This window comes from Pseudomonas sp. CFBP13509, from assembly GCF_005233485.1.
In the GTDB taxonomy this organism is placed as follows: Bacteria; Pseudomonadota; Gammaproteobacteria; order Pseudomonadales; family Pseudomonadaceae; genus Aquipseudomonas; species Aquipseudomonas marginalis.
Map to the genome: position 1 here is coordinate 386,562 of NZ_QGAA01000002.1, position 22,509 is coordinate 409,070.

Genomic DNA, 22,509 nt, shown 5'->3' on the forward strand with positions numbered 1-22,509 from the left:
GTCCACGTCCCATCAGGCCTGTGCAACCAGCCCGTTTGTCGTCGTCGGTGCAACGCCCTGCTCTAGCGGCAGGATCAGGTGTTCAGGGTGTGCGGCGGGCCACTTTTTCGCCGCCCAGTAGTAAAGTGCGGCGGGTAGCACCAGGCCGATGATCCAGGAAATATCCACATCCCCCAGGGCCGCCACCAGGGGACCGGTGTAGAACTTGGTGGAGATGAACGGCAATTGCACCAGCACACCGAAGACATACACGCTGATACCGAGCAGGTTCCAACGGCCATAGCGCCCGTTCGGATCGGCCAGCGCCGGCACGTCGTAGCGATCGCGGGTGATGCAGTAGTAGTCGACCAGATTGATCGCGCTCCATGGGGTAAAAAACGCCAGCAGGAACAGGATGAAGGACTTGAACGCCCCCAGGAACGAGTGCTGCCCGAGCAAGGCGATCAGGGTCGCCGTACCGACGATGGCCAGTACGAAAAACAGGCGCTGCAAGCGCGTGACCTCGAGGCGACCGCGAAAGCCGCTGATGATCGTGGCAATACACATGAAGCTGCCGTAGGAGTTCAGCGTGGAGATGGTGACCTTGCCGAACGCGATGCTGAAATACAGCAGCGCCGCAGTGGCTCCGGTACCGCCCAGGCCGACGATGTAGGCCACTTCGTGACCGGCAAATTGCCCGTTGGACATGGCCGCGGCAAACACGCCGAGGATCATCGCCACCTGCGCGCCAACCACCGAACCCGCGCCTGCGGCAAGAAAGGTTTTCAGCGAGGACGTGTTGCTCGGCAGGTAGCGTGAATAGTCCGCCACGTACGGGCCGAAGGCGATTTGCCAGGAGGCCGCGAGCGACACCGCCAACAGGAAGCTGCTCCAGCTGAAGTGGCGGATTTGCAGGAGTGCGCCTACGTCGGCCTGGCTCATCAGACGGCTGAACAGGTAGACAAAGGCAATCACGCCAATGACGCTGGCAACGCGGCCGATGAAGTGGATCACCCGGTAACCGAGCACCGTGACCAGCACGATGACACTGGCGAAGATCAGGATCCCGACGCTGTCGCTGACACCAAACAACTGGCCCAGGGCCTGGCCGGAAAGCACGGTGCCGGTTGCGGTGAAACCAAGGTACATCAGGCAGACCAGCACGATCGGAATCGCCGCGCCGTACACACCGAACTGCACCCGGCTGGAGATCATCTGCGGCAGGCCCAGCCTGGGCCCTTGCGCCGCATGCAACGCCATGACGCCGCCGCCCAGCAGTTGACCGATCAACAGACCGATCAACGACCAGAACACATCACCGCCCAGCACCACGGCCAGGGCCCCGGTGACGATCGCCGTGATCTGCAGGTTGGCACCCAGCCACAGGGTGAACTGGCTCAAGAGACGACCGTGTCTTTCCGCTTCCGGGATGTAGTCGATCGAACGCCTTTCGATCAACGGGGTGGTGCTTGCACGCGCGTCACTTGCAGCCATGGGTGTTCAACCTCTGATGGATTGTCTTGGGGGTCGCCGCCGCTCAACTGTGGGAGGGGGCTTGCTCCCGATAGCAGTGGGTCAGTCACCAGACCTATTGGCTGATACACCGCCATCGGGAGCAAGCCCCCTCCCACATTGGTTACTTGATCATTGGAAGATTGAGGCCCTGCTCTTTGGCGCAGTCGATGGCGATCTGGTAACCGGCGTCCGCATGACGCATCACACCGGTGGCCGGGTCGTTGTGCAGCACGCGGGCGATGCGCTCGGCCGCTTCGTCGGTCCCGTCACAGACGATCACCATGCCGGAGTGCTGGGAGAAGCCCATGCCCACGCCGCCACCGTGGTGCAGCGAAACCCAGGTCGCGCCGCTGGCGGTGTTGAGCAAGGCGTTGAGCAGCGGCCAGTCGGACACGGCGTCGGAACCGTCCTGCATGGATTCGGTTTCGCGGTTGGGGCTGGCGACCGAACCGGAGTCCAAGTGGTCACGACCGATCACCACCGGTGCCGACAGCTCGCCGCTACGCACCATCTCGTTGAACGCCAGGCCGAGCTTGGCGCGTTGGCCCAGGCCAACCCAGCAGATACGCGCTGGCAGGCCCTGGAAGCTGATGCGCTCGCGCGCCATGTCCAACCAGTTGTGCAGGTGTGCGTCATCGGGGATCAGCTCTTTGACCTTGGCGTCGGTCTTGTAGATGTCCTGCGGGTCGCCCGACAGCGCAGCCCAGCGGAACGGGCCGATGCCACGGCAGAACAGCGGACGGATGTACGCCGGTACGAAGCCTGGGAAGTCGAAGGCATTTTCCACGCCCTCTTCCTGGGCCATCTGGCGGATGTTGTTGCCGTAGTCGAAGGTCGGGATGCCTTGCTTCTGGAAGTCCAGCATGGCTTTGACGTGCACTGCCATCGACTGCTTGGCGGCCTTGATCACGGCAGCCGGTTCGGTCTTGGCGCGGGCGCGGTATTCGTCCCAGGTCCAGCCGGCCGGCAGGTAACCGTTGAGCGGGTCGTGGGCGCTGGTCTGGTCGGTAACCATGTCCGGGCGCACGCCACGCTTGACCAGTTCCGGCAGGATTTCAGCGGCGTTACCCAGCAACGCGATGGAGATGGCCTTGCCTTCCTTTGTGTACTTGGCGATGCGGGCCAGGGCGTCATCGAGGTCGGTGGCCTGCTCGTCGACATAGCGGCTGTTGAGGCGGAAATCGATGCTGACCTGCTGGCATTCAATGTTCAGCGAGCACGCGCCAGCGAGGGTTGCGGCCAGAGGCTGGGCACCGCCCATGCCGCCGAGGCCGGCGGTGAGGACCCAACGACCCTTCAAGTTGCTGTCGTAATGCTGGCGACCGGCTTCGACGAAGGTTTCGTAGGTGCCCTGGACGATGCCCTGGCTGCCGATGTAGATCCAGCTGCCGGCGGTCATCTGGCCGTACATGGCCAGGCCCTTGGCATCCAGTTCATTGAAGTGCTCCCAGCTGGCCCAGTGCGGTACCAGGTTGGAGTTGGCGATCAGCACACGCGGGGCATTGCTGTGGGTCTTGAACACGCCGACCGGCTTGCCGGATTGCACCAGCAGGGTTTCGTCGTCATTCAGGTGGGTGAGGCTCTCGACGATCTGGTCGTAGCACTCCCAGTTGCGCGCTGCACGGCCAATACCGCCGTACACCACCAGTTCCTTGGGGTTCTCGGCCACTTGCGGGTCGAGGTTGTTCATGAGCATGCGCAGCGGCGCTTCAGTCAGCCAGCTTTTGGCGGTGAGCTTGTTACCGCGGGCGGCGCGGATTTCGACGTCACGGTATTTTGTAGGCTTGGTCACAACAAGAACTCCTCGGCGATCGATGCGCGAACATGGATGGTGCGAAGGAGAGTCTTACGCACACATCTTTACTTGTACATACAAGCATATGCAATCAAGCGGCCAACTTTCCGAGAGAGGTGTTAGGATTTTTCCGAAAAGCGTGTGCGAGCCTTGTAAATTAAGGCTTCGAGGCGTGATGAAATTTCTTGCGAAGGGGTTTTATAGCGAGGGAGGTGTGTCACGACAGCGCGGTTTTGCGCCGAACTGGGGCGTTCGGTAACAAATTGGTGCAGGGACTGGAAACAGATTCTATAAGCGACACAAAAACAAATGTGGGAGGGGGCTTGCTCCCGATTGCGGTGTGTCAGCCCAGGATATACCCACTGATCCACCGCTATCGGGAGCAAGCCCCCTCCCACATTTTTTAACCCCGCGGGGTCAGTTCGATGATGCAGCAGCGACCCGTGACGGAAATATCCAGCAGACCGCTGTTACCGTCCACTTGCAGGCAATCGTGATGGCCCAGTACCTCGTCCAGCACCTTCACTTCATCCGCCACACTGAACACCAGCACCGTCTGCGCCGTGCTGAAAAACCGTTGCACACCATCCACCCACTGCAACCGCGCATGGTAACGCTGGGGCGAGTAGATCAGGTTGAAGTCGCGGATCGGCCCGGTAATCAAGCGGCATGAAACCTGGCTGTCGCCTTTGAAGGCGAACGGTTGCAGCGGTAACAACCCGCGCTGCTCCTCGCCATCCACGGTCAGCACCATGCCTGCGCCTTTGATCACGGTGATCACGCGCTGGTAGCCGGCAAAGGTGGAAAAACCGCCAGACTCGCCGATATCGGCAATCGACAGGCGCCAGCCGAAGCCTTCCAGGCCCTCGCCGGCATCGCGGGTGATTTCTTCGGTACTGCCGCCGCCGTTTTTCCACGGCATGCGCGCGTAATCGGCGGCGCGCCAGACTTTTACTGCACTCATTTACTGAACCGTCCTTCCAGGCTGTGGCGGGAGCCGGGGTGGATCAAACGCGCGGCAGTCACCGGCTGACGACCGGACCAGGTACGCCGGCGAATCAACAGGCACGGCTCGCTCGGCTCGATCTGCAGCAACTTGCACTCGGCAACGTCGGCGAGAATCGCTTCGACCACATGCTCGCCTTCGGTCAACGGCGCCACCTGGTTGAGATAGGCATAGGGGGTTTGCAGGGTGAAGTCCTGTTGCAGGTACTCCGGCGCGACCAGGGCGTTGACGAAACGGTCCTCGATTTGCACGGGAATATCGTTTTCGTAATGCACGATCAACGAGTGGAACACCCGCCCGCCTTCGCGCATTTCCAGGGCGACGGCGCGCTCGGAACCGGCAGCCTCTTCGCCCAGGGTGATGACCTGGCAGGTATGCCGATGACCGCGGGAGGCGATCTCATCGGCAATGTTGTGCACCTCGAACAGCGCCGACTGGCTCTTGGGCTCGGCGACGAACGTACCGACACCTTGCATGCGCACCAGCAAACCTTCGGCGGTAAGCTCGCGCAGGGCACGGTTGATGGTCATGCGGCTGAAGCCCAACTGGCTGACCAGTTCGCTCTCCGACGGTACGCGGTAATGGGGCGGCCAGTTGCCGTTGAGGATCTGCTGGCTGATCATCTGTTTGACGCGGGCATACAAGGGCGCCGGACTTTCGTCCATGTGGGCAGCCAGTGAAGACTTGGCGGGCGGAGTCGGCACAGGGAATCCTTGCAAGGGGAAAAGATGCATAGATTGCCGGAGTTTACCGAGCAGGCAAACGTCTGTATATGTATATACAAATAAACACACGACCGGGGTGCTCTAATCATGTCCGCTTTCTTTGCCGAACGCGCGCTGCTGCCTAGTGGATGGGCCAACGATGTACGTCTTGAAGTCAGCGCCGATGGCCTGCTGACACAGGTTGAGGCCAACGCCAGCGCAGACGGTGCCGAACGGCTCAGGGGCCCGGTATTGGCGGGCATGCCGAACCTGCACTCCCACGCCTTTCAGCGCGCCATGGCCGGGTTGGCCGAAGTGGCCGGCAACCCGAATGACAGTTTCTGGACCTGGCGCGACCTGATGTACCGCATGGTCGGCAAGATCAGCCCGGAGCAACTGCAGGTGATTGCCCGCCAGCTGTACATCGAGATGCTCAAGGCCGGCTACACTTCGGTGGCCGAATTCCACTACGTGCATCATGACGTCAGCGGTCAGCCGTACGCCGACCGCACGGAACTGTCGCGGCAGATCAGCCAAGCCGCAGCGAGCAGCGGTATCGGGCTGACGCTGGTACCGGTGCTCTATACCCACTCCGGGTTCGGCGGCCAGGCGCCCAATGAGGGCCAGCGACGGTTTATCAACAGCACCCAAAACTACCTGGACCTGCAGGCGCGCCTCAAACCGATCCTCGCGGCGCAACCGGCGCAGCAACTGGGCTTGTGCTTCCACTCCCTGCGCGCGGTTACACCACAGCAGATCAATGAAGTATTGGCCGCCAGCGACAAGACGTGCCCTGTGCATATCCATATCGCCGAACAGCAAAAGGAAGTCGACGACTGCCTGGCCTGGAGCGGCAAACGCCCGTTGCAATGGCTGTACGACAACGTCGAGGTCGATGAACGCTGGTGCCTGGTGCACGCGACCCATGCCAACCCGGAAGAAGTGACGCGCATGGCCAAGAGCCGCGCGATTGCCGGCTTGTGCCTGACCACCGAAGCCAACCTGGGCGACGGGATTTTCCCGGCCGTGGATTTCCTCGCCCAGGGCGGACGCCTGGGCATCGGTTCCGACAGCCATGTATCACTGAGCGTGGTGGAAGAACTGCGCTGGCTGGAATACGGCCAACGCCTGCGCGATCAACGGCGCAATCGCTTGTATCGCAGCGACCAGCCGATGGTCGGCCGTACGTTGTTCGATGCGGCGCTGGACGGCGGCGCACAAGCGCTGGGGCAGCCGATAGGTCGACTGGAAGTGGGCAAGCGTGCGGATTGGATCGTGCTGGACGGTAACGACCCTTACCTGGCGACAGCGACACAAGACGGCATCCTCAATCGCTGGCTGTTCGCCGGTGGTGATCGGCAAGTGCGCGATGTGCTGGTGAACGGCAAGTGGGTGGTGCGCGATGGGCGGCATGCCGGCGAGGAAGAAAGCAACCGGGCGTTCACTGAAGTCTTGAGAGATTTGCTGAGCTGACAGGCAACACATAACAAATATGGGAGGGGGCTTGCTCCCGATTGCGGTGTGTCAGCTAGAAATAATCTGCTGATACACCGCTATCGGGAGCAAGCCCCCTCCCACAATTGGATCTGTAGTGATCCCGGGTTATTGCGAAGTCTTGGCCATCTGCTTATCCGACGTGCGCCAGATCAACCGCGTGGTGTCATACCCTTGCTGCCGCGCCCTGCTCAACAGGTCTTCACGGGTGTCCGCACTGACCGTCGGCGTGCGCGAAAGGATCCACATATAGCGCCGGCTCGGGCTGCCGACGATGGCGGTCTTGTAGTCATCGCTGACATACAGCACCCAGTAATCGCCCTTGGCGACGCCTGGCAGCAGTGACGTAAACCAGTTGTTGAATTCCACCCAGAGCTTGTCGGTCTTGCCAGGCACCTGCGGCGTGGCCGTGCCCTTGGCTTCTTCCCACTTCCACTCGGTGGTGAGGCAGCGGTTGAATACCGACATATCGCCATCAGGCAGCAATGTGTAGCGGGCTTCGGACTGCGCGCAGTTGCGCTGGAAGTACATCGGCAATCGAGCCAACTCATACCAGGTGCCCTGGTAACGCTTGAGGTTGACGTTGCTCGCTGTCTTGGGTTGCAGATCATCGCCAGAATGGCTGGCGCAGCCCGCCAAAAACAGGCTGGCGCAAAGGAACAAAACAAAACGCATCATTCTTCTTCTCCCGCAGGCTTTCGCCCCGGTTTACTTCAGGCCTTGCCCGGAAAACATCAGAACTTTGTCACCGGCATATTGAACGCTGATAAAGCTGTTTTTATCGCCCCATGTGCAGCTGGACATGCCCAGTGCGCCGGAACAATCGGTCGGCTTGCCCAGCAGCGACTCCACCTCGGCCTTAGGCATGCCGGCCGACAACTTTGCGTAGTTTTCTTGATTGACCTTGCTGCAAGCGGCCAACAGCACGCAAAAGGCCAGCAAAGCGAGACGGCGTAACGACATGGAATAACTCCTGGAGGGACGAAGCAGCTTGGGTATCTGCCAGAAGCTTAGAAGGGAAAAGAGGTGTCTGGTTCCCGACGAACGAAAACAAAAAAGCCCCGAAAACGCTGAAACGTTTCGGGGCTTCTTTAAGGGTGAACCGGCTCACAACAACGCCGTTCACTTATCGCCGCAGCTTACTTCTTGTGGTAGGCGGTCACACGCTCAACTTCTTCCTTGGAACCCAGGAACACCGCCACACGCTGGTGCAAGCCGTCGGGCTGGATATCGAGGATGCGCTGGTGGCCGTCGGTGGACGCACCGCCCGCCTGTTCTACCAGGAAGGACATCGGGTTGGCTTCGTACATCAGGCGCAGTTTGCCCGGTTTGGACGGCTCGCGGCTGTCGCGTGGGTACATGAACAGGCCGCCACGGGTCAGGATACGGTGTACGTCGGCCACCATCGCCGCGACCCAACGCATGTTGAAGTTCTTCTTCAACGGGCCTTCTTCGCCTTCCATCAACTCGTTCACATAGCGCTTGACCGGCTCTTCCCAGTGGCGCTGGTTGGACATGTTGATCGCGAATTCCTGGGTGGAAGCCGGAATGGTGATGTCTTCATGGGTGAGGACGAAGCTGCCCATTTCACGGTCCAGGGTGAAGCCTTTGACGCCATCGCCCAGGGTCAGCACCAGCATGGTCTGTGGGCCGTAGATCGCGTAGCCGGCAGCGACCTGCTCAGTGCCCGGCTGCAGGAAGGCCTTTTCGTTCAGGGCTTCGTTCTGGCTCAGGTATTCGTTCGGGCAACGCAGTACCGAGAAGATGGTGCCGACCGGGGCGTTGATGTCGATGTTGGACGAACCGTCCAGTGGGTCGAACACCAGCAGGTAGGCGCCCTTCGGGTATTTGCCCGGGATCTGGTAGGCATTGTCCATTTCTTCGGACGCCATGCCGGCCAGGTGACCGCCCCATTCGTTGGCTTCGAGCAGGATTTCGTTGGAAATCACGTCGAGCTTCTTCTGCACTTCGCCCTGCACGTTTTCAGTGCCCATGCTGCCCAGGACACCACCCAATGCGCCTTTGGACACGGCGTGGCTGATTTCCTTGCAAGCACGCGCCACCACTTCGATAAGGAAGCGCAGATCGGCAGGCGTGTTGTTGCTGCGGGTCTGCTCAATCAAATAGCGACTCAAGGTAACGCGGGACATGGAAGGCTCCGATGAAGGGGGGGCTAAAAACCCGCGCAGTTTAACGCGAGTCGGGGGTGTATTTCCTCCTATCAGAGGATTTAAACCCAATAGAGTTCATGGACTTTATTTAACGTGCCTCCGGCGGCTTGCGCAGCAAACTGTAGGCCATGCCTCCCAGCGCCGCCACGCCGAGCAGTAATACGGCCCAGAGTCCGAGTTTTTTCCAGTTCGGCCCGCTGTCGACAGCCGCAGGGACCGCTGGCGAAGTGACCGCGACGGCCCCGGCCACCTTGGCCTGTCCCAAGGTGTTGAGGCGCTCGGCGGTGTAATCCGGGATCAGCGTCGACAACGGCAGGTTCGCCGCCTTCACCGAAGCATTCCCCAGCGCCAGCGTGAACGGCGGCTCGCCCCGCGCCAGGAACACCAACTGCGTGGCGCGCACCGCGAAGTGCAGGGCCGGCGCTTCGACGCCCAGGCCACCGCCGCGCTCGTCGACCTGCAACTTGAGTTCGGCGACCGTCTGGCCGGGCAGTTGCAACTCGTCCTGCACCACGTCCTGGCCATTCTGGGTCAGGCGGTAGAGCAGACCATTGCTCAGCGGCTGCCAGGCTTGATTGCTGTCACGTCGCCCCGCCAGGGTCACCGGCGCCAGCGTATTGGGCTGCTTCAACTCGATACGCAAACGTTCGACGCTCAGCCCTGCAGGTAACTTCCAGCTGTACTCACCCGCCTTGAGCCGCGTGCCCGAGAGCGGCTGCGACCATACCAGCGGCAGCGGCAGGCTGCTGCTGGTGGCACTGGCCAACCTGGCCGAGGTCAGCAACGGTGCCGCCTGCCCCTTCCACACCAGGCGCAGGTAACGCGCGGACTGGCCCGGCAAACTGACGTCATGCTGCTCGACCCGCTCGTCGGCAAACGACAAACGCGCCACTTGCCCATCCCCCCAGGATTGCCAGTGCTGCAAGTCATCACTGGCTTCAATGCTGAAGCGCTGGAAGCCCTCCTGCTCGCGGCTCCAGTCCAGGCTCAACTGCTGCAACGGCGCCTTGATTTTACTGGCATCGAGCACCCAGCCACGCAGCACCTGCTTGCCGGGCTTGGGTGCGGTGGACGGTTTGATTTCCACCAGGGTGCCTTCGGCCGTGGTTTTCATCACCACACCGGGCAAGGTTGCCTGGGTGTCGGCGGCGTACAGCGGGAACCACTTCACGTCGGTGACTTCACGACTTTCGGTGCGTTGCGACGCTTGACGCGACAGCGCGTAGGCCTGGGGTTCACCGGCAGCGTTAAACACCCGCACATCGCTGAGGTCAGCCTGGCGCGCATTCAGTTGCACGGCCAAGGGCAACTCAAGGCGATACCAGGGGCCGTTGCCGCTGACGCTCAGCGGCACCTGGCTGCTGAAGTCGGCCGGCGTTTCCAGCGCCCACGCCGACAATGTCGTACACATGCCCAGCACGACCACGCTCAACTTACCGATCAAGGGGATGCTCCTTCAGTGTCCAACACAGGTTCGGCACGCTTGGGCGGCAGCGGCGCAAAGTAGCCCACCACCAGCAACAACCCGCCCACGCCGATAAACGACACGATCCGCGCCAGGCCGCCACGGTTGCTCAGCTCGACAAAGAACAGCTTGGCCACCACCACCGCGATCAGCGCCGCGCCGATCAGCCACACTTCGCGACGATGGCGCAGGTGACCGCCGATCATCAGGCCGAGGGCGATCAGGGTCCAGACAATCGACAGGCCGGCTTGCACCAACATCGATTCCAGCAACCCATCCAGATGGAACGGCACGCCGCCCCAGTGGTGTGCGGTGCGCATCACCAGGGCCGTAAAGAACGCGAACAGCGAAATACCGGCAATGCCTTGGGCGATCAATTCAGCACGCGGCCCGCGTTGCGGCGCCACGCTGCGCGACCACAGGTACACGCCCAGCAGCGCAAACAGCAAGCCGAGGTCCAGCGGGTTGAGCAACGGCACATAGGGCAGCGGCCTGGCCGTGCCGTCGCTGAAGGTATTCGCCAGCCAGAACCAGCCCAGCATCAGCACCGCCAATGGGAGTGCCGCCAGCACTCGATATTCCCGTGGATACGCCGACACCGGCCACGGCCAGCGACGCGGTGCAGCAGCCAGCACCAGGTACAGACTTGGCAGGATTGCCCAGCCCAGCCAGCGCCAGGCGTTGTATTCGCTCGACAGCAACAACAGGCCGTAGCGCAGCTCCAGCGCCAATACGCCGATCAGCATCCAGCAACCCAACACGTGAGCAACGCTCAGGACGGTGGCCGGCACCAGCGTCGCCAAACGCCGCAGCGCGATGAAATGCGCCCCGAACACAGCCAGCCAGGCCAGCCAGCCGTAGTGCGCTGCCGGGTGGTAATAATTATGCGCAGACACCAGCAATACCATCCCCGCCGCCGGCATCAACAGGGTGCAGAGCATGCCCAGGGAGGCCCAGCGCAGGCGCGTCGCGAGCAACGCCCAGATCGCCACGCTGACCGCCGCACTACCCAGCAGGAGCGCACCCCGCAGCTCATCGGGTATAAACCGCAGCACTTCAGCGATCAGCGCCAACGCCCACCACGCCGCGCCCCACACCAGCAGCAGGTCCGACAGGCGTTGCAGCTTGAGTACGGCAAACACCGGCGCATGGGGTTCACGCTGCAGGCGCCAGGCACCGATCAAGGCGGCCAGGCCCAACACCATCGGTGTCCAGAACCCGCTATGCCCCAGGGGACGCAGGCCCTCGCTGGTCAAAGGCCCGAGCAGCTCCGGCACCGCCAGCAGGAACGACGCGCCGCCGATCACTTGCAGCAGTAACCCGAACACGAAACTGACGCGCTGTTGCAGGTACAGGCTCAACCAGATGATCAACAACCCACTGGCCGCCCACACACCGCTGGCGCTTTCCCATGGCAGTACAAACAGCACGGCAAGGTTGATCAGCACCAACCCGGCCAGCAGCACCACGGACAGCCCGCGCAACAGCCGTACATCGCTGCGCACCATGTCATCGCGCGCCGCCAGCAGCATGCCGCCGATCAACGCCAGGCCGATCAACGACGCGCTGAGCAGGCCGCTCCAGCCGGCGTTGAATACCGCTGCCGAGTCGCCGCCTTGCAAGCGCAGCAGGAACAACGCCCCGCCCAGCAGTTGCACGGCAAACGCCGTGAACAGGAAGGTGCGCGAGCCAATCCGCAAGCCGATGAACAGGGTCGCCAGGCCGGCGAGCGCCCAACTGATGGCAGTGCCTTGAGTCAGCAACAACAGCGGCGCGAGCAGGTACACAAAGGCCAGGCCGAGGCTGGCCAGAACCGGCAGGCCCTTGCGCTCCCACTCCGCCGCCTGCTCCGTCGCGGCCCTGCGCAGTTGGTCGAAGCTGAACAGCAACGCCGCGCCCAGCAGCAACGCCCCCAGGGGCGCCCCCTCCAGCAGCGTGTGTTCGCCGATGCGCAGCTCACTGAGAAACGCCAGCGCCGAGCCCAATTGCAGCAACAGGCCAAATGCCCGCGCCAACGGCCGCTGCTGGCGCAAGCCGAGCCAGAAGACCCCGGCACCTTCCACCGCCCAGGCGGCTGCGGTCCATCGGGCATCGAGGCCCAGGGGAATCGCCAGGCTGGCAAAGATCACCCCCAGGGCCAGGCAGGTTTCCGCCAGCAGCAAGGCGCGCCCGCCACTGAGCACGCGGGCCAGGCCCATGTAGAGGATGCCCAGGCCCAGCGCGCTGAACGCCGCGGCGAACTCAAGGTGCTGCACCAGCGCGAACTGCAGGCCAAACCCCACCAGCGGCGGGCCGAACAGCATGCTGCCATCGACGTAGTCGCCTTTGGATGCCGACCAGCGCAACAACGCATCACGGCCTTCGGGCGCGTCGCCCATCTCCCGCAACTTGCGCCGGGCGAACAACAGGCCGATAGCCAGGTACATCAGGAAAAACAGGATCAGGAACGGCTCGGTACTCCACAGCAACTCAGGCGTATAGGAACGCATGCCCCAGGCAAAGCCGATACCGAAGGTGCCGACAAAGCCGATCAGGTTGAGCAGGCGCCAGGCCTTGAACCAGGCGATGGCGAGGATACCGGCATTGAGCAGGGCAAAATAACTGAACAGCGCGACATGATTACCGGCGCCGGTGGACGTGAGGATCGGCGCCGCGAAGCCGCCGAGCGCTGCCGCACAGGCCAGTCCCAGCGCATCCTGGGTAATCGCCAGGATCGCCGAGAACACCGTGACCGCCACCAGCAGGCCCAGCGCCGCGCTCGGGTCGATCAACGGGTGCAGGCGCATCGCGGCAAACACCGTCAGGTACAGCACCGCGATCCCGGTGCCTTGCAGCATCAAGCCGTAGTTGCTGTTGCGCAGCCGCAGCCACCAGCCCAGGCCCAACAGGCCAAGGGCCGCCGCCGCAACGCCGGCGTAACGCAGTTCGATCGGCACCACCATACCTTCGGTGGCGTAGCGCAGCAGGAACGCCAGGCCGAGAAACAGCAGCACCACGCCGACACGCAGCACGGTGTTGCCACCAAACAGCCAATTGCGTGCGCCGCTGATGGCGCGTTCGATCAGGTTGGGGCCACGGGGAGCGGCAGGTTCTTGAGGCGGGCGTGGCGTCGGGGCAGGCGTCCAGACGTCATCCGGCAAGGGCTGGCTCGGTTCGGCGACCATGGCGACAGGCGTCAATTCAGCCGGCAGCTCCCACACCAGTTCAGGCGCCTTGGCGACAGGTGCCACCTCAGGGACAGGCGGCTCGACGATGACAGTGCGTGTCGGCGTGGGTACTTCCAGTTGCCGCAGGCGCTCACCCAGGGCGATCAACGCCTTCTGCGTGGCTTCCAACTGAGCAGCCTGTTGCTGCGCCTGGGCCGCCAGCTTCGACAGGCGAATCGCCTGGCCAATGCCCAACCCCAACAGCGCACCAATGCCCGCATCATAGAACGACTCATCGAGCGTCCAGCCGAGCACCAGGCCAATCAGCATGAAAATCCATTGCATGGTCGATATTCCCTAAACAAACCGTGCTGTAGGAGCGAGCTTGCTCGCGAAGAACGCAAAGATACCGCGTTAAATCAGAAAGCACGCGTTATCGTTGGCGTTTTTCGCGAGCAAGCTCGCTCCTACAGTAGATCTAGTCGAGGGCTTTCCAGATTTCCGTAGCGTACTCGCGGATCGTCCGGTCCGACGAGAACCAGCCCATCCGTGCGGTATTGAGCACCGCCGAACGCCACCACGCCTTGGAATCATGCCAATGCGCTTCGACCCGCGCCTGGGCGTCCCAGTAGGAATCGAAGTCGGCGCAGACCAGGAAGCGGTCGTAGTCGATCAACCCGTCGATCAAGCCCACATAGCGGCCCGGATCGTCCGGCGAGAACACCCCGCCCCGAATCGCTTGCAGCACATCGTTCAGACGATGGGACGCCGCAATATCGGGCCCGGCGTTGAATTCCCCGGCGTGTTTACGTGCCTCGACCTGCTGTGCGCTGAGACCGAAGATAAACATGTGATCGGCGCCCACGCGCTCGTGCATCTCCACGTTGGCGCCGTCCATGGTGCCGATGGTCAGCGCGCCGTTGAGGCCGAACTTCATGTTGCTGGTGCCCGAGGCTTCAAAGCCGGCGGTGGAGATCTGCTCCGACAAGTCCGCCGCCGGGATGATGCTTTCCGCCAGGCTGACGTTGTAGTTGGGCAGGAACACCACCTTGAGCAGCCCACGTACGGTCGGGTCGTTGTTGACGGTGCGCGCGATGTCGTTGGTCAGCTTGATGATCAACTTGGCCTGGTGATAGCTGGCCGCCGCCTTGCCCGCGAAGATCTTCACCCGTGGCACCCAGTCGGTGCCCGGCTCGGCACGGATCGCCTGGTACAGCGCCACGGTGTGCAGCAGGTTGAGCAACTGGCGCTTGTATTCGTGGATACGCTTGACCTGCACGTCGAACATCGCCGCCGGGTTCACCGAAATGCCCAGGCGCTCATGGATGATCTCGGCCAGCGCACGCTTGCTATGCAGGCGCTGGTCGGCAAAGGCTTTGCGGAAGGTCTGTTTCTCGGCGAAGGTTTCCAGCTCGCCCAGGCGGGTTTCGATGTTGTCGAGAATGTCCGGGCCCAAGGCTTCCACCAGCATATCGGTGAGCTTGGGGTTGGCCTGGTACAGCCAGCGGCGGAAGGTAATGCCGTTGGTCTTGTTGTTGATGCGCTCCGGGTAGAGCTTGTGCAGTTCGGAGAACACCGTGCTGCGCATCAGTTGGGTGTGCAGGCCGGACACGCCGTTGACGCTGTGGGAGCCGAGGAACGCCAGATTGCCCATGCGCACACGGCGGCCGTTGTCTTCTTCGATCAGGGACACAGCGCGCAGCACGTCGAAGTCATGGATGCCCTTGGCGCGCAGCGCATCGATGTGCTGGGCGTTGATCAGGTAGATGATCTGCATGTGCCGGGGCAGCATGCGTTCCATCAGGCCGACCGGCCAGGTTTCCAGGGCTTCGGGCAACAGGGTGTGGTTGGTGTACGACAGGGTTTCGACGGTCACATCCCACGCGGCTTCCCACGGAATGTCGTGCAGGTCGACCAACTGGCGCATCAACTCAGCCACGGCGATCGAGGGGTGGGTGTCGTTGAGTTGGATCGCCGCGTGTTCGCCCAGGCTCAGGACCGAGCCGTGCATGTTTTTGTGGCGGCGCAACAGGTCTTGCAAGGAGGCGGCGACGAAGAAGTATTCCTGGCGCAGGCGCAGTTCCTGCCCCGCTTCGGTGCTGTCCGCCGGGTAAAGCACTCGGGAGATGCTCTCGGCGCGGGCCACTTCGGCGACGGCGCCCAGGTGGTCACCGGCGTTGAAGCGCTCCAGGTGCAGGTCTTCCACCGCACGGGCACGCCACAGGCGCAAGGTATTCACGCTGGCGCCGCGCCAGCCGACCACCGGGGTGTCGTAGGCAACGGCACGCACGGTTTCGTTGGGCGTCCACACCTGGATCAGCTTGCCGGAGGCATCCGGCAGGGTCTCGACGCTGCCGCCAAAGCCAATCGGGTAAATCACCTCGGCCCGCTCGAATTCCCACGGGTTGCCGAAATCCAGCCAGCGTTCGGTCTGTTCCTGCTGCCAGCCATCGACAATCGCCTGGCGGAACAAGCCGTGCTCATAACGAATGCCATAACCATGGCCGGCGATGCCCAAGGTCGACATGCTTTCCATAAAGCACGCGGCCAGACGGCCGAGGCCGCCGTTGCCAAGCGCCGCGTCGGGCTCCAGCAGGCGAATGCGTTCGAGGTCCACACCCAGCTCGGACAAGGCTTCGCGAGCGATCTCCAGCACGCCGAGGTTGCTCAGGCTGTCGTAGAGCAGGCGGCCGATAAGGAATTCCAGGGAGAGGTAATAAACCCGCTTCTGGCCTTTGCGGTAGATACGCCGCGTGTGATCCATCCAGTGGTCGACCATCTGGTCGCGGGCGGCCAAGGCAATGGCTTCGAACCAGTCATGGTCGAAGGCATGGTCCGGGTCTTTGCCCACCGCGTAGGTGAGTTTGGTCAAGACAGCATCGCGGAATGCGGCTACCTCTGCTTCTCGTGCAAGCGGTTCCTGAGACATCGGTGTGACCTCGGGCGAGATTGAAAGAGTTGCTAGAGCCTAGTCGGTCTGACAGACGGTAGACGCTCTGGTTCGGCAGTTTTTTAACTCATTCACCTTTACAGGCATTTGATGCAGGGGTCGTGCCCGATCGGCCCATGTCCAGCCTTTGAGCTGAAATACGCAAAATATTGTTCAAAAAACCACCAATCCCGGTATGATCGCGCGCCCGGATACAGCCCCACCTTTTGGAACCCCGATGAAGCCTCAACTGATCGCCGCCGCGGAACTCGACCGTCTCGAGACTTGGCAGAAATATTCCGCCCATATGTGCGGCGGCTGCGTGTCCAGCTGCTGCACGCTGCCGGTTGAGGTGAAGATCAAGGACCTGATCCGCATTGGCATCGTCGATGAATTCGAGCGCGGCGACCCGCCGAAGAACATCGCCAAGCGGTTGCAGAAGGAAGGCATCGTCGAGCGCTACAACAACAAATCCGAGATTTTTACCCTGCAGCGCATGAGCAACAACGACTGCCTGTACCTGGATCGTAAGACGCGCTTCTGCACTATTTATGACAAGCGCCCGGATACTTGCCGCAACCACCCGAAGATTGGGCCGCGCCCGGGGTATTGCGCGTACAAGCCGAAGGAAGTGGTGCGCGAGACCAAGTTCAAGACCCTCGACAAGTTCTGATCACAACCTTGTAGTGAGCGGGCTTGTTGTGGTGAGCGGGCGTGCCCCGCGCTGGGCTGCGAAGCGGCCCTAACCCGGTCTCTGCATTTTTCCAGATAAAACTCAGGTGCCTGGATTTGGGGTGGCTTCGCCACCCAGCGCGGGGCAAGCCCGCTCACTACAAGAGCCCGCACAACACAAATTGCAGGCAAAAAAAACGCCCCCGGCCTTTCGACCGGGGGCGTTTTTCATTCAGCCTGAGTTAACTCAGTTCTTGGCTTTCTTGGCAGCGCGGGTACGCTCGCCTTCGTCCAGGATCTTCTTACGCAGGCGGATCGACTTAGGCGTGACTTCGCACAGCTCGTCGTCCTGGATGAATTCCAGGGCCTGTTCCAGGGTGAAGCGAACAGGTGGGACCAGGGCGATGGTTTCGTCTTTGCCCGAAGCACGCATGTTGTCGAGCTTCTTGCCTTTGGTTGGGTTGACGCCCATGTCGTTGTCACGGCTGTTCAGACCAACGATCTGACCGTTGTAGATCTCTTGACCGTGCTCAACGAACAGCTTGCCACGCGCCTGGAGGGTTTCCAGGGAGTAGGTCAGGGCCTTGCCGGTTTCTACCGATACCAGAACACCGTTCTGACGGCCGGACATGTCGCCGGACTTCATGGTGTCGTAGCGATCGAAGATCGAGGTCAGGATGCCAGCACCGTTGGTCAGGGTCAGGAACTGGTTACGGAAACCGATCAGACCACGAGCAGGAATGTTGTATTCCAGACGCACACGGCCTTTGCCATCCGGCACCATGTTGGTCAGGTCGCCTTTACGCAGACCCATCTCTTCCATGACCTTGCCCTGGGATTCTTCCGGGGTGTCGATGGTGACGTTTTCGAACGGTTCCTGCTTCACGCCGTCAACCTGACGGATGATCACTTCTGGACGACCAACGCCCATTTCGAAGCCTTCGCGACGCATGGTTTCGATCAGTACCGAGAGGTGCAGCTCACCACGGCCGGAAACCTTGAACTTGTCAGCCGAGTCGCCTTCTTCAACGCGCAGTGCAACGTTGTACAGCAGCTCTTTGTCCAGACGTTCCTTGATGTTACGGGAAGTCACGAACTTGCCTTCTTTACCGCAGAAAGGCGAGTCGTTTACCTGGAAGGTCATGGAAACGGTTGGCTCGTCGACGGTCAGAGGCTTCATCGCCTCAACGTTGTCCGGCTGGCACAGGGTGTCGGAGATGAACAGGGAGTCCATGCCGCTCACGCAGACGATGTCGCCAGCGAAAGCTTCTTCAACGTCGATACGGTGCAGACCGTGGTGACCCATCAGCTTCAGGATACGACCGTTACGCTTCTTGCCGTCGGCGCCGATAGCAACAACCGGGGTGTTCGGCTTGACGCTACCACGAGCGATACGGCCAACGCCGATAACACCCAGGAAGCTGTTGTAGTCCAGTGCCGAGATTTGCATCTGGAACGGACCATCACGGTCAACTTTAGGCGCCGGTACGTTGTCGACGATCGACTGGTACAGCGGGGTCATGTCTTCAGCCATGTCGGTGTGTTCCAGACCGGCAATGCCGTTCAGGGCCGAGGCGTAGACGACTTTGAAGTCCAGCTGTTCTTCGGTGGCACCCAGGTTGTCGAACAGGTCGAAGATCTGGTCCAGAACCCAGTCCGGACGCGCGCCTGGACGGTCAACCTTGTTGATGCACACGATCGGACGCAGGCCGGCTTCGAAAGCCTTCTTGGTCACGAAACGGGTTTGCGGCATAGGGCCGTCTTGAGCGTCAACCAGCAGCAGAACGGAGTCAACCATCGACATTACGCGTTCTACTTCGCCGCCGAAGTCGGCGTGGCCCGGGGTATCCACGATGTTGATGTGGTAGCCGTTCCAGTTGATAGCGGTGTTTTTTGCCAGGATGGTAATACCGCGCTCTTTTTCCTGGTCGTTGGAGTCCATCACGCGCTCGTCGTTGAGCTCGTTGCGCTCCAGGGTGCCGGATTGACGCAGGAGTTTGTCTACCAGGGTGGTTTTACCATGGTCAACGTGAGCAATGATGGCGATGTTACGTAGATTTTCGATCACTTGTGTATCTCGATCAGAGGATTCGGTGTGCTGACAGGTCGTGGCAGCGATTAACAGTAGAGTCAGGCCTTGCCGTTACAGCTTGACGGCAGAGTCGGGGGGCCGGTGACGCAGGCCACAGGCAAACAGCCCCGGGCTCTTAGCTCGGTCGATAAACGCGCACATTGGCATGCCCCTCACTGAGCAAATGGTGGGCATGCAGGCGACTCATCACGCCTTTGTCGCAATACAACAGGTACTGACGGCTGTTATCCAGTTCCTTGAAACGCGCGTTCAATGCATAGAACGGCAGCGTTTGTACGTCGATGCCGGCGACTTCCAGCGGCTCATCTTCAGCGGCATCCGGGTGACGGATGTCGATGACGATTTGTCCGGCCAGGGCTTCGCTGACTTCTTCGATCTGCACATCCTGGCCCAGTTCGTCGATCACACGATCGATCGGGACCAGCTTGGCGTTCTCGAGCGCACGCTCCAGAACCGCCATATCAAACTGTTGTTCTTCGTACTCCACGCGGTTGCGCTTGGCGTGGGTCTTGGGGTTCACCGAAATGACCCCGCAATATTCAGGCATGTGCTTGGCAAAGTCGGCGGTGCCGATTTCTTCTGCCAAGTCGATGATGTCCTGCTTGTGGCTGGCGATCAGCGGACGCAGTACCAGCTTTTCAGTCACGCAGTCGATCAGTGACAGGTTCGGCAGCGTCTGGCTGGAAACCTGGGAAATCGCTTCACCGGTCACCAGCGCGTCGATCTGCAACTGATCGGCGATTCGGGACGCTGCGCGCAACATCATACGCTTCAAAACTACGCCCATATGACTGTTATCGACTTTACCGAGAATTTCGCCCAGCACTTCCTCGAACGGTACGCTCACAAATAGCACGCGCTGGGAGCTGCCGTACTTCTTCCAGATAAAGTGCGCAACCTCCATCACGCCCAATTCGTGTGCACGCCCGCCCAGGTTAAAGAAGCAGAAGTGGCTCATCAGGCCGCGGCGCATGATCTGGTAGGCCGCTACCGTGGAATCGAAACCGCCGGACATGAGGACCAGGGTCTGTTCCAGGGCGCCCAGCGGGTAGCCGCCGATGCTGTCGTGCTGGCTGTGAATCACAAACAACCGTTGGTCGCGAATTTCCATGCGCACTTCAATTTGCGGCGCCTTGAGGGAAATTCCGGCGGCGCCGCACTCGCGACGCAGCTTGCTGCCGACGTATTTCTCGACGTCCATGGAGCTGAACGGGTGCTTGCCGGCACGCTTGCACCGCACCGAAAAAATCTTGCCTTCAAGGCTGTCGCCGAAGTGCCGTTTGCATTTTTCGGTGATGTCGTCGAAGTCCCCCAGCGGGTACTCATCCACCTGCAGGAAATGCGCGATACCCGGCATGCAGCTCAGGCGCTCGGTCATGTCCTTCAAGGCTTTGACGTCGGTCAGGCGGGTTTCCAGCTCGAGGTTGTCCCACACACCGTTCACCACCACAGCCGGGTCCAGATCGCGGAGCACGGCACGGATGTTCTTGGCCAACTGACGGATGAAACGCATCCGTACCGGTCGGCTCTTGATGGTGATCTCGGGGAAGACTTTAACGATTAATTTCATGGAAACAGCGCGCGCAGGGCCTGCCGAAAAAGGGGGGCGCGGATTATAGCGGAAATCGCTCAAGGTTTAACCAGTTAATATGCACAACACTCGACTCGCACTAAAGGGGTGCATTTGCATCGCCTTGCGCCACATTTCGGTGCTCGTATTTCAGGCTTTTGTCGCTATGTACCCTTTATAGGGCGTTTTTGGAGCAAAAAACCCATGTTGGCGCACTGGCATGCAATTTGCTCTCTTGTGAGGCAGGTTGCCATGGCGGACTATCCGCGCCGGCATCACCCACATTCTAAGGGCTAACTCCACTACCCCAGCCCGAAGCCACCCGGAGGACACTATGTCGAAGTCGGTTCAACTCATCAAAGATCATGACGTTAAATGGATTGATCTGCGCTTCACGGACACCAAAGGCACTCAGCACCACGTGACCATGCCGGCTCGCGACGCGCTGGATGATGCTTTCTTCGAAGAAGGCAAAATGTTCGACGGCTCCTCCATCGCTGGCTGGAAAGGCATCGAAGCCTCCGACATGATCCTGATGCCGGACGACAGCACTGCCGTCCTCGACCCGTTCACCGAAGACCCAACCCTGATCATCGTCTGCGACGTGATCGAGCCTTCGACCATGCAAGGCTACGACCGCGACCCACGTGCGATCGCCAAGCGTGCCGAGGAATACCTGAAGTCCACCGGTATCGGCGACACCGTATTCGTAGGCCCGGAGCCGGAATTCTTCATCTTTGATTCGGTCAAGTTCAAGTCCGACATCTCCGGTTCGATGTTCAAGATCTTCTCCGAACAAGGTTCGTGGATGTCCGACCAGGACGTGGAAGGCGGCAACAAAGGCCACCGTCCAGGCATCAAAGGTGGCTACTTCCCGGTTCCGCCGTTCGACCACGACCACGAAATCCGTACCTCCATGTGCAACGCCATGGAAGAAATGGGCCTGGTCATCGAAGTTCACCACCACGAAGTGGCGACTGCCGGCCAGAACGAAATCGGTGTGAAATTCAACACCCTGGTCGCCAAGGCTGACGAAGTCCAGACCCTGAAGTACTGCGTACACAACGTGGCTGATGCCTACGGCCGTACCGCTACCTTCATGCCTAAGCCGCTGTACGGCGATAACGGTTCGGGTATGCACGTTCACCTGTCCATCGCCAAAGAAGGCAAGAACACCTTCGCTGGCGAAGGTTATGCCGGCCTGTCCGACACCGCCCTGTACTTCATCGGCGGCATCATCAAGCACGGTAAGGCCCTGAACGGCTTCACCAACCCGTCGACCAACTCCTACAAGCGTCTGGTCCCAGGTTTCGAAGCACCGGTCATGCTGGCCTACTCGGCTCGCAACCGTTCCGCCTCGATCCGTATTCCTTACGTATCCAGCCCGCGCGCTCGCCGTATCGAAGCTCGCTTCCCGGATCCAGCAGCCAACCCATACCTGGCCTTCGCTGCCCTGGTCATGGCCGGCCTGGACGGTATCCAGAACAAGATCCACCCTGGCGACGCCGCCGACAAAAACTTGTACGACCTGCCGCCTGAAGAGGCCAAAGAGATCCCACAAGTGTGCGGCAGCCTGAAAGAAGCCCTGGAAGAGCTGGACAAGGGCCGTGCGTTCCTGACCAAAGGCGGCGTATTCAGCGACGACTTCATCGATGCCTACATCGAGCTGAAAAGCGAAGAAGAAATCAAAGTACGCACCTTCGTACACCCACTGGAATACGAGCTGTACTACAGCTGCTGATCCGGTAGCGCTGCTAAGGTGGCGTGATGCGAAAAGACCTCCTTCGGGAGGTCTTTTTTTGCCTGGGGATTGTCAGGTGGCTGCTCGGCGGTCGAGCATATGGCTGACCATCGAAGACGGAGGGCGGTGGATTTGGGGTTGGCTTGAGCCCTACGCGACCACTGTAGGAGCGAGCTTGCTCGCGAAAAACGCCAGGGCACCGCATTTCTTCAACATTTACGCGTTATCGT

Annotated in this window: 15 protein-coding genes; 3 read left to right on the forward strand and 12 right to left on the reverse strand. The window is 60.9% G+C overall.

Annotation, left to right across the window (positions count from 1 at the left end):
* Positions 1–12: 12 nt before the first annotated feature.
* The 4 genes from PspCFBP13509_RS05145 to hutC form a co-directional block, all read right to left on the reverse strand.
* On the reverse strand, positions 13–1,473 hold the full coding sequence (locus tag PspCFBP13509_RS05145) for a purine-cytosine permease family protein (RefSeq protein ID WP_137211652.1): 1,461 nt from the start codon (positions 1,471–1,473) through the stop codon (positions 13–15).
* Positions 1,474–1,615: 142 nt separating this feature from the next.
* Complete coding sequence (gene hutU / locus PspCFBP13509_RS05150; protein WP_027605056.1) at positions 1,616–3,286, reverse strand: urocanate hydratase; 1,671 nt, start codon at positions 3,284–3,286, stop codon at positions 1,616–1,618.
* Positions 3,287–3,692: 406 nt separating this feature from the next.
* Positions 3,693–4,253, reverse strand: a complete 561-nt coding sequence (locus PspCFBP13509_RS05155; RefSeq protein ID WP_065925743.1) for a HutD/Ves family protein — start codon at positions 4,251–4,253, stop codon at positions 3,693–3,695.
* Positions 4,250–4,960 carry a histidine utilization repressor gene (gene hutC, locus PspCFBP13509_RS05160; RefSeq protein ID WP_223841674.1) on the reverse strand — a complete coding sequence of 237 codons (711 nt, stop codon included), beginning with the start codon at positions 4,958–4,960 and terminating at the stop codon, positions 4,250–4,252. The genes PspCFBP13509_RS05155 and hutC overlap by 4 nt, the downstream gene beginning before the upstream one ends.
* 147 nt (positions 4,961–5,107) lie before the next feature.
* On the opposite strand from hutC, the gene PspCFBP13509_RS05165 reads away from it, so the two are divergent.
* Positions 5,108–6,472, forward strand: a complete 1,365-nt coding sequence (locus PspCFBP13509_RS05165; protein WP_137211653.1) for a formimidoylglutamate deiminase — start codon at positions 5,108–5,110, stop codon at positions 6,470–6,472.
* Positions 6,473–6,601: 129 nt separating this feature from the next.
* On the opposite strand, the gene PspCFBP13509_RS05170 is transcribed toward PspCFBP13509_RS05165, so the two are convergent.
* The 6 genes from PspCFBP13509_RS05170 to PspCFBP13509_RS05195 all read right to left on the reverse strand — a co-directional run bounded on the left by PspCFBP13509_RS05170 (position 6,602) and on the right by PspCFBP13509_RS05195 (position 16,204).
* Positions 6,602–7,171: a lipocalin family protein gene (locus tag PspCFBP13509_RS05170; RefSeq protein ID WP_027605060.1), complete on the reverse strand. Its 570-nt coding sequence runs from the start codon at positions 7,169–7,171 to the stop codon at positions 6,602–6,604.
* A gap of 30 nt (positions 7,172–7,201) precedes the next feature.
* Complete coding sequence (locus tag PspCFBP13509_RS05175; protein WP_027605061.1) at positions 7,202–7,456, reverse strand: hypothetical protein; 255 nt, start codon at positions 7,454–7,456, stop codon at positions 7,202–7,204.
* A 176-nt stretch (positions 7,457–7,632) separates the two neighbouring features.
* Positions 7,633–8,643 (reverse strand): class 1 fructose-bisphosphatase, encoded by a 1,011-nt coding sequence (locus PspCFBP13509_RS05180; RefSeq protein ID WP_027605062.1) that lies wholly within the window; start codon positions 8,641–8,643, stop codon positions 7,633–7,635.
* A 109-nt stretch (positions 8,644–8,752) separates the two neighbouring features.
* Positions 8,753–10,105, reverse strand: coding sequence for a DUF3999 domain-containing protein (locus tag PspCFBP13509_RS05185; protein WP_137211687.1), 1,353 nt, complete (start codon positions 10,103–10,105; stop codon positions 8,753–8,755).
* A complete protein-coding gene (locus PspCFBP13509_RS05190) occupies positions 10,105–13,620 on the reverse strand; it encodes a DUF2339 domain-containing protein (protein ID WP_137211654.1) in 3,516 nt (1,171 codons plus the stop codon). Before PspCFBP13509_RS05190 ends, PspCFBP13509_RS05185 begins: the two co-directional genes overlap by 1 nt.
* Positions 13,621–13,753: 133 nt before the next feature.
* Complete coding sequence (locus PspCFBP13509_RS05195; protein WP_065925746.1) at positions 13,754–16,204, reverse strand: glycogen/starch/alpha-glucan phosphorylase; 2,451 nt, start codon at positions 16,202–16,204, stop codon at positions 13,754–13,756.
* Positions 16,205–16,442: 238 nt separating this feature from the next.
* On the opposite strand from PspCFBP13509_RS05195, the gene PspCFBP13509_RS05200 reads away from it, so the two are divergent.
* Positions 16,443–16,877 (forward strand): YkgJ family cysteine cluster protein, encoded by a 435-nt coding sequence (locus PspCFBP13509_RS05200; RefSeq protein ID WP_024072902.1) that lies wholly within the window; start codon positions 16,443–16,445, stop codon positions 16,875–16,877.
* Positions 16,878–17,123: 246 nt separating this feature from the next.
* Here PspCFBP13509_RS05200 and typA read toward each other — a convergent pair whose 3' ends face one another.
* Entirely contained in the window at positions 17,124–18,944 is a 1,821-nt protein-coding gene (gene typA / locus PspCFBP13509_RS05205; RefSeq protein WP_032890153.1) for a translational GTPase TypA, read from the reverse strand.
* A 139-nt stretch (positions 18,945–19,083) separates the two neighbouring features.
* Positions 19,084–20,538 carry a tRNA uracil 4-sulfurtransferase ThiI gene (gene thiI / locus PspCFBP13509_RS05210; protein WP_065925747.1) on the reverse strand — a complete coding sequence of 485 codons (1,455 nt, stop codon included), beginning with the start codon at positions 20,536–20,538 and terminating at the stop codon, positions 19,084–19,086.
* A 334-nt stretch (positions 20,539–20,872) separates the two neighbouring features.
* Between thiI and glnA the strand changes: the two genes are divergently transcribed.
* A complete protein-coding gene (glnA, locus tag PspCFBP13509_RS05215) occupies positions 20,873–22,279 on the forward strand; it encodes a glutamate--ammonia ligase (protein ID WP_024072899.1) in 1,407 nt (468 codons plus the stop codon).
* Positions 22,280–22,509 lie beyond the last annotated feature (230 nt).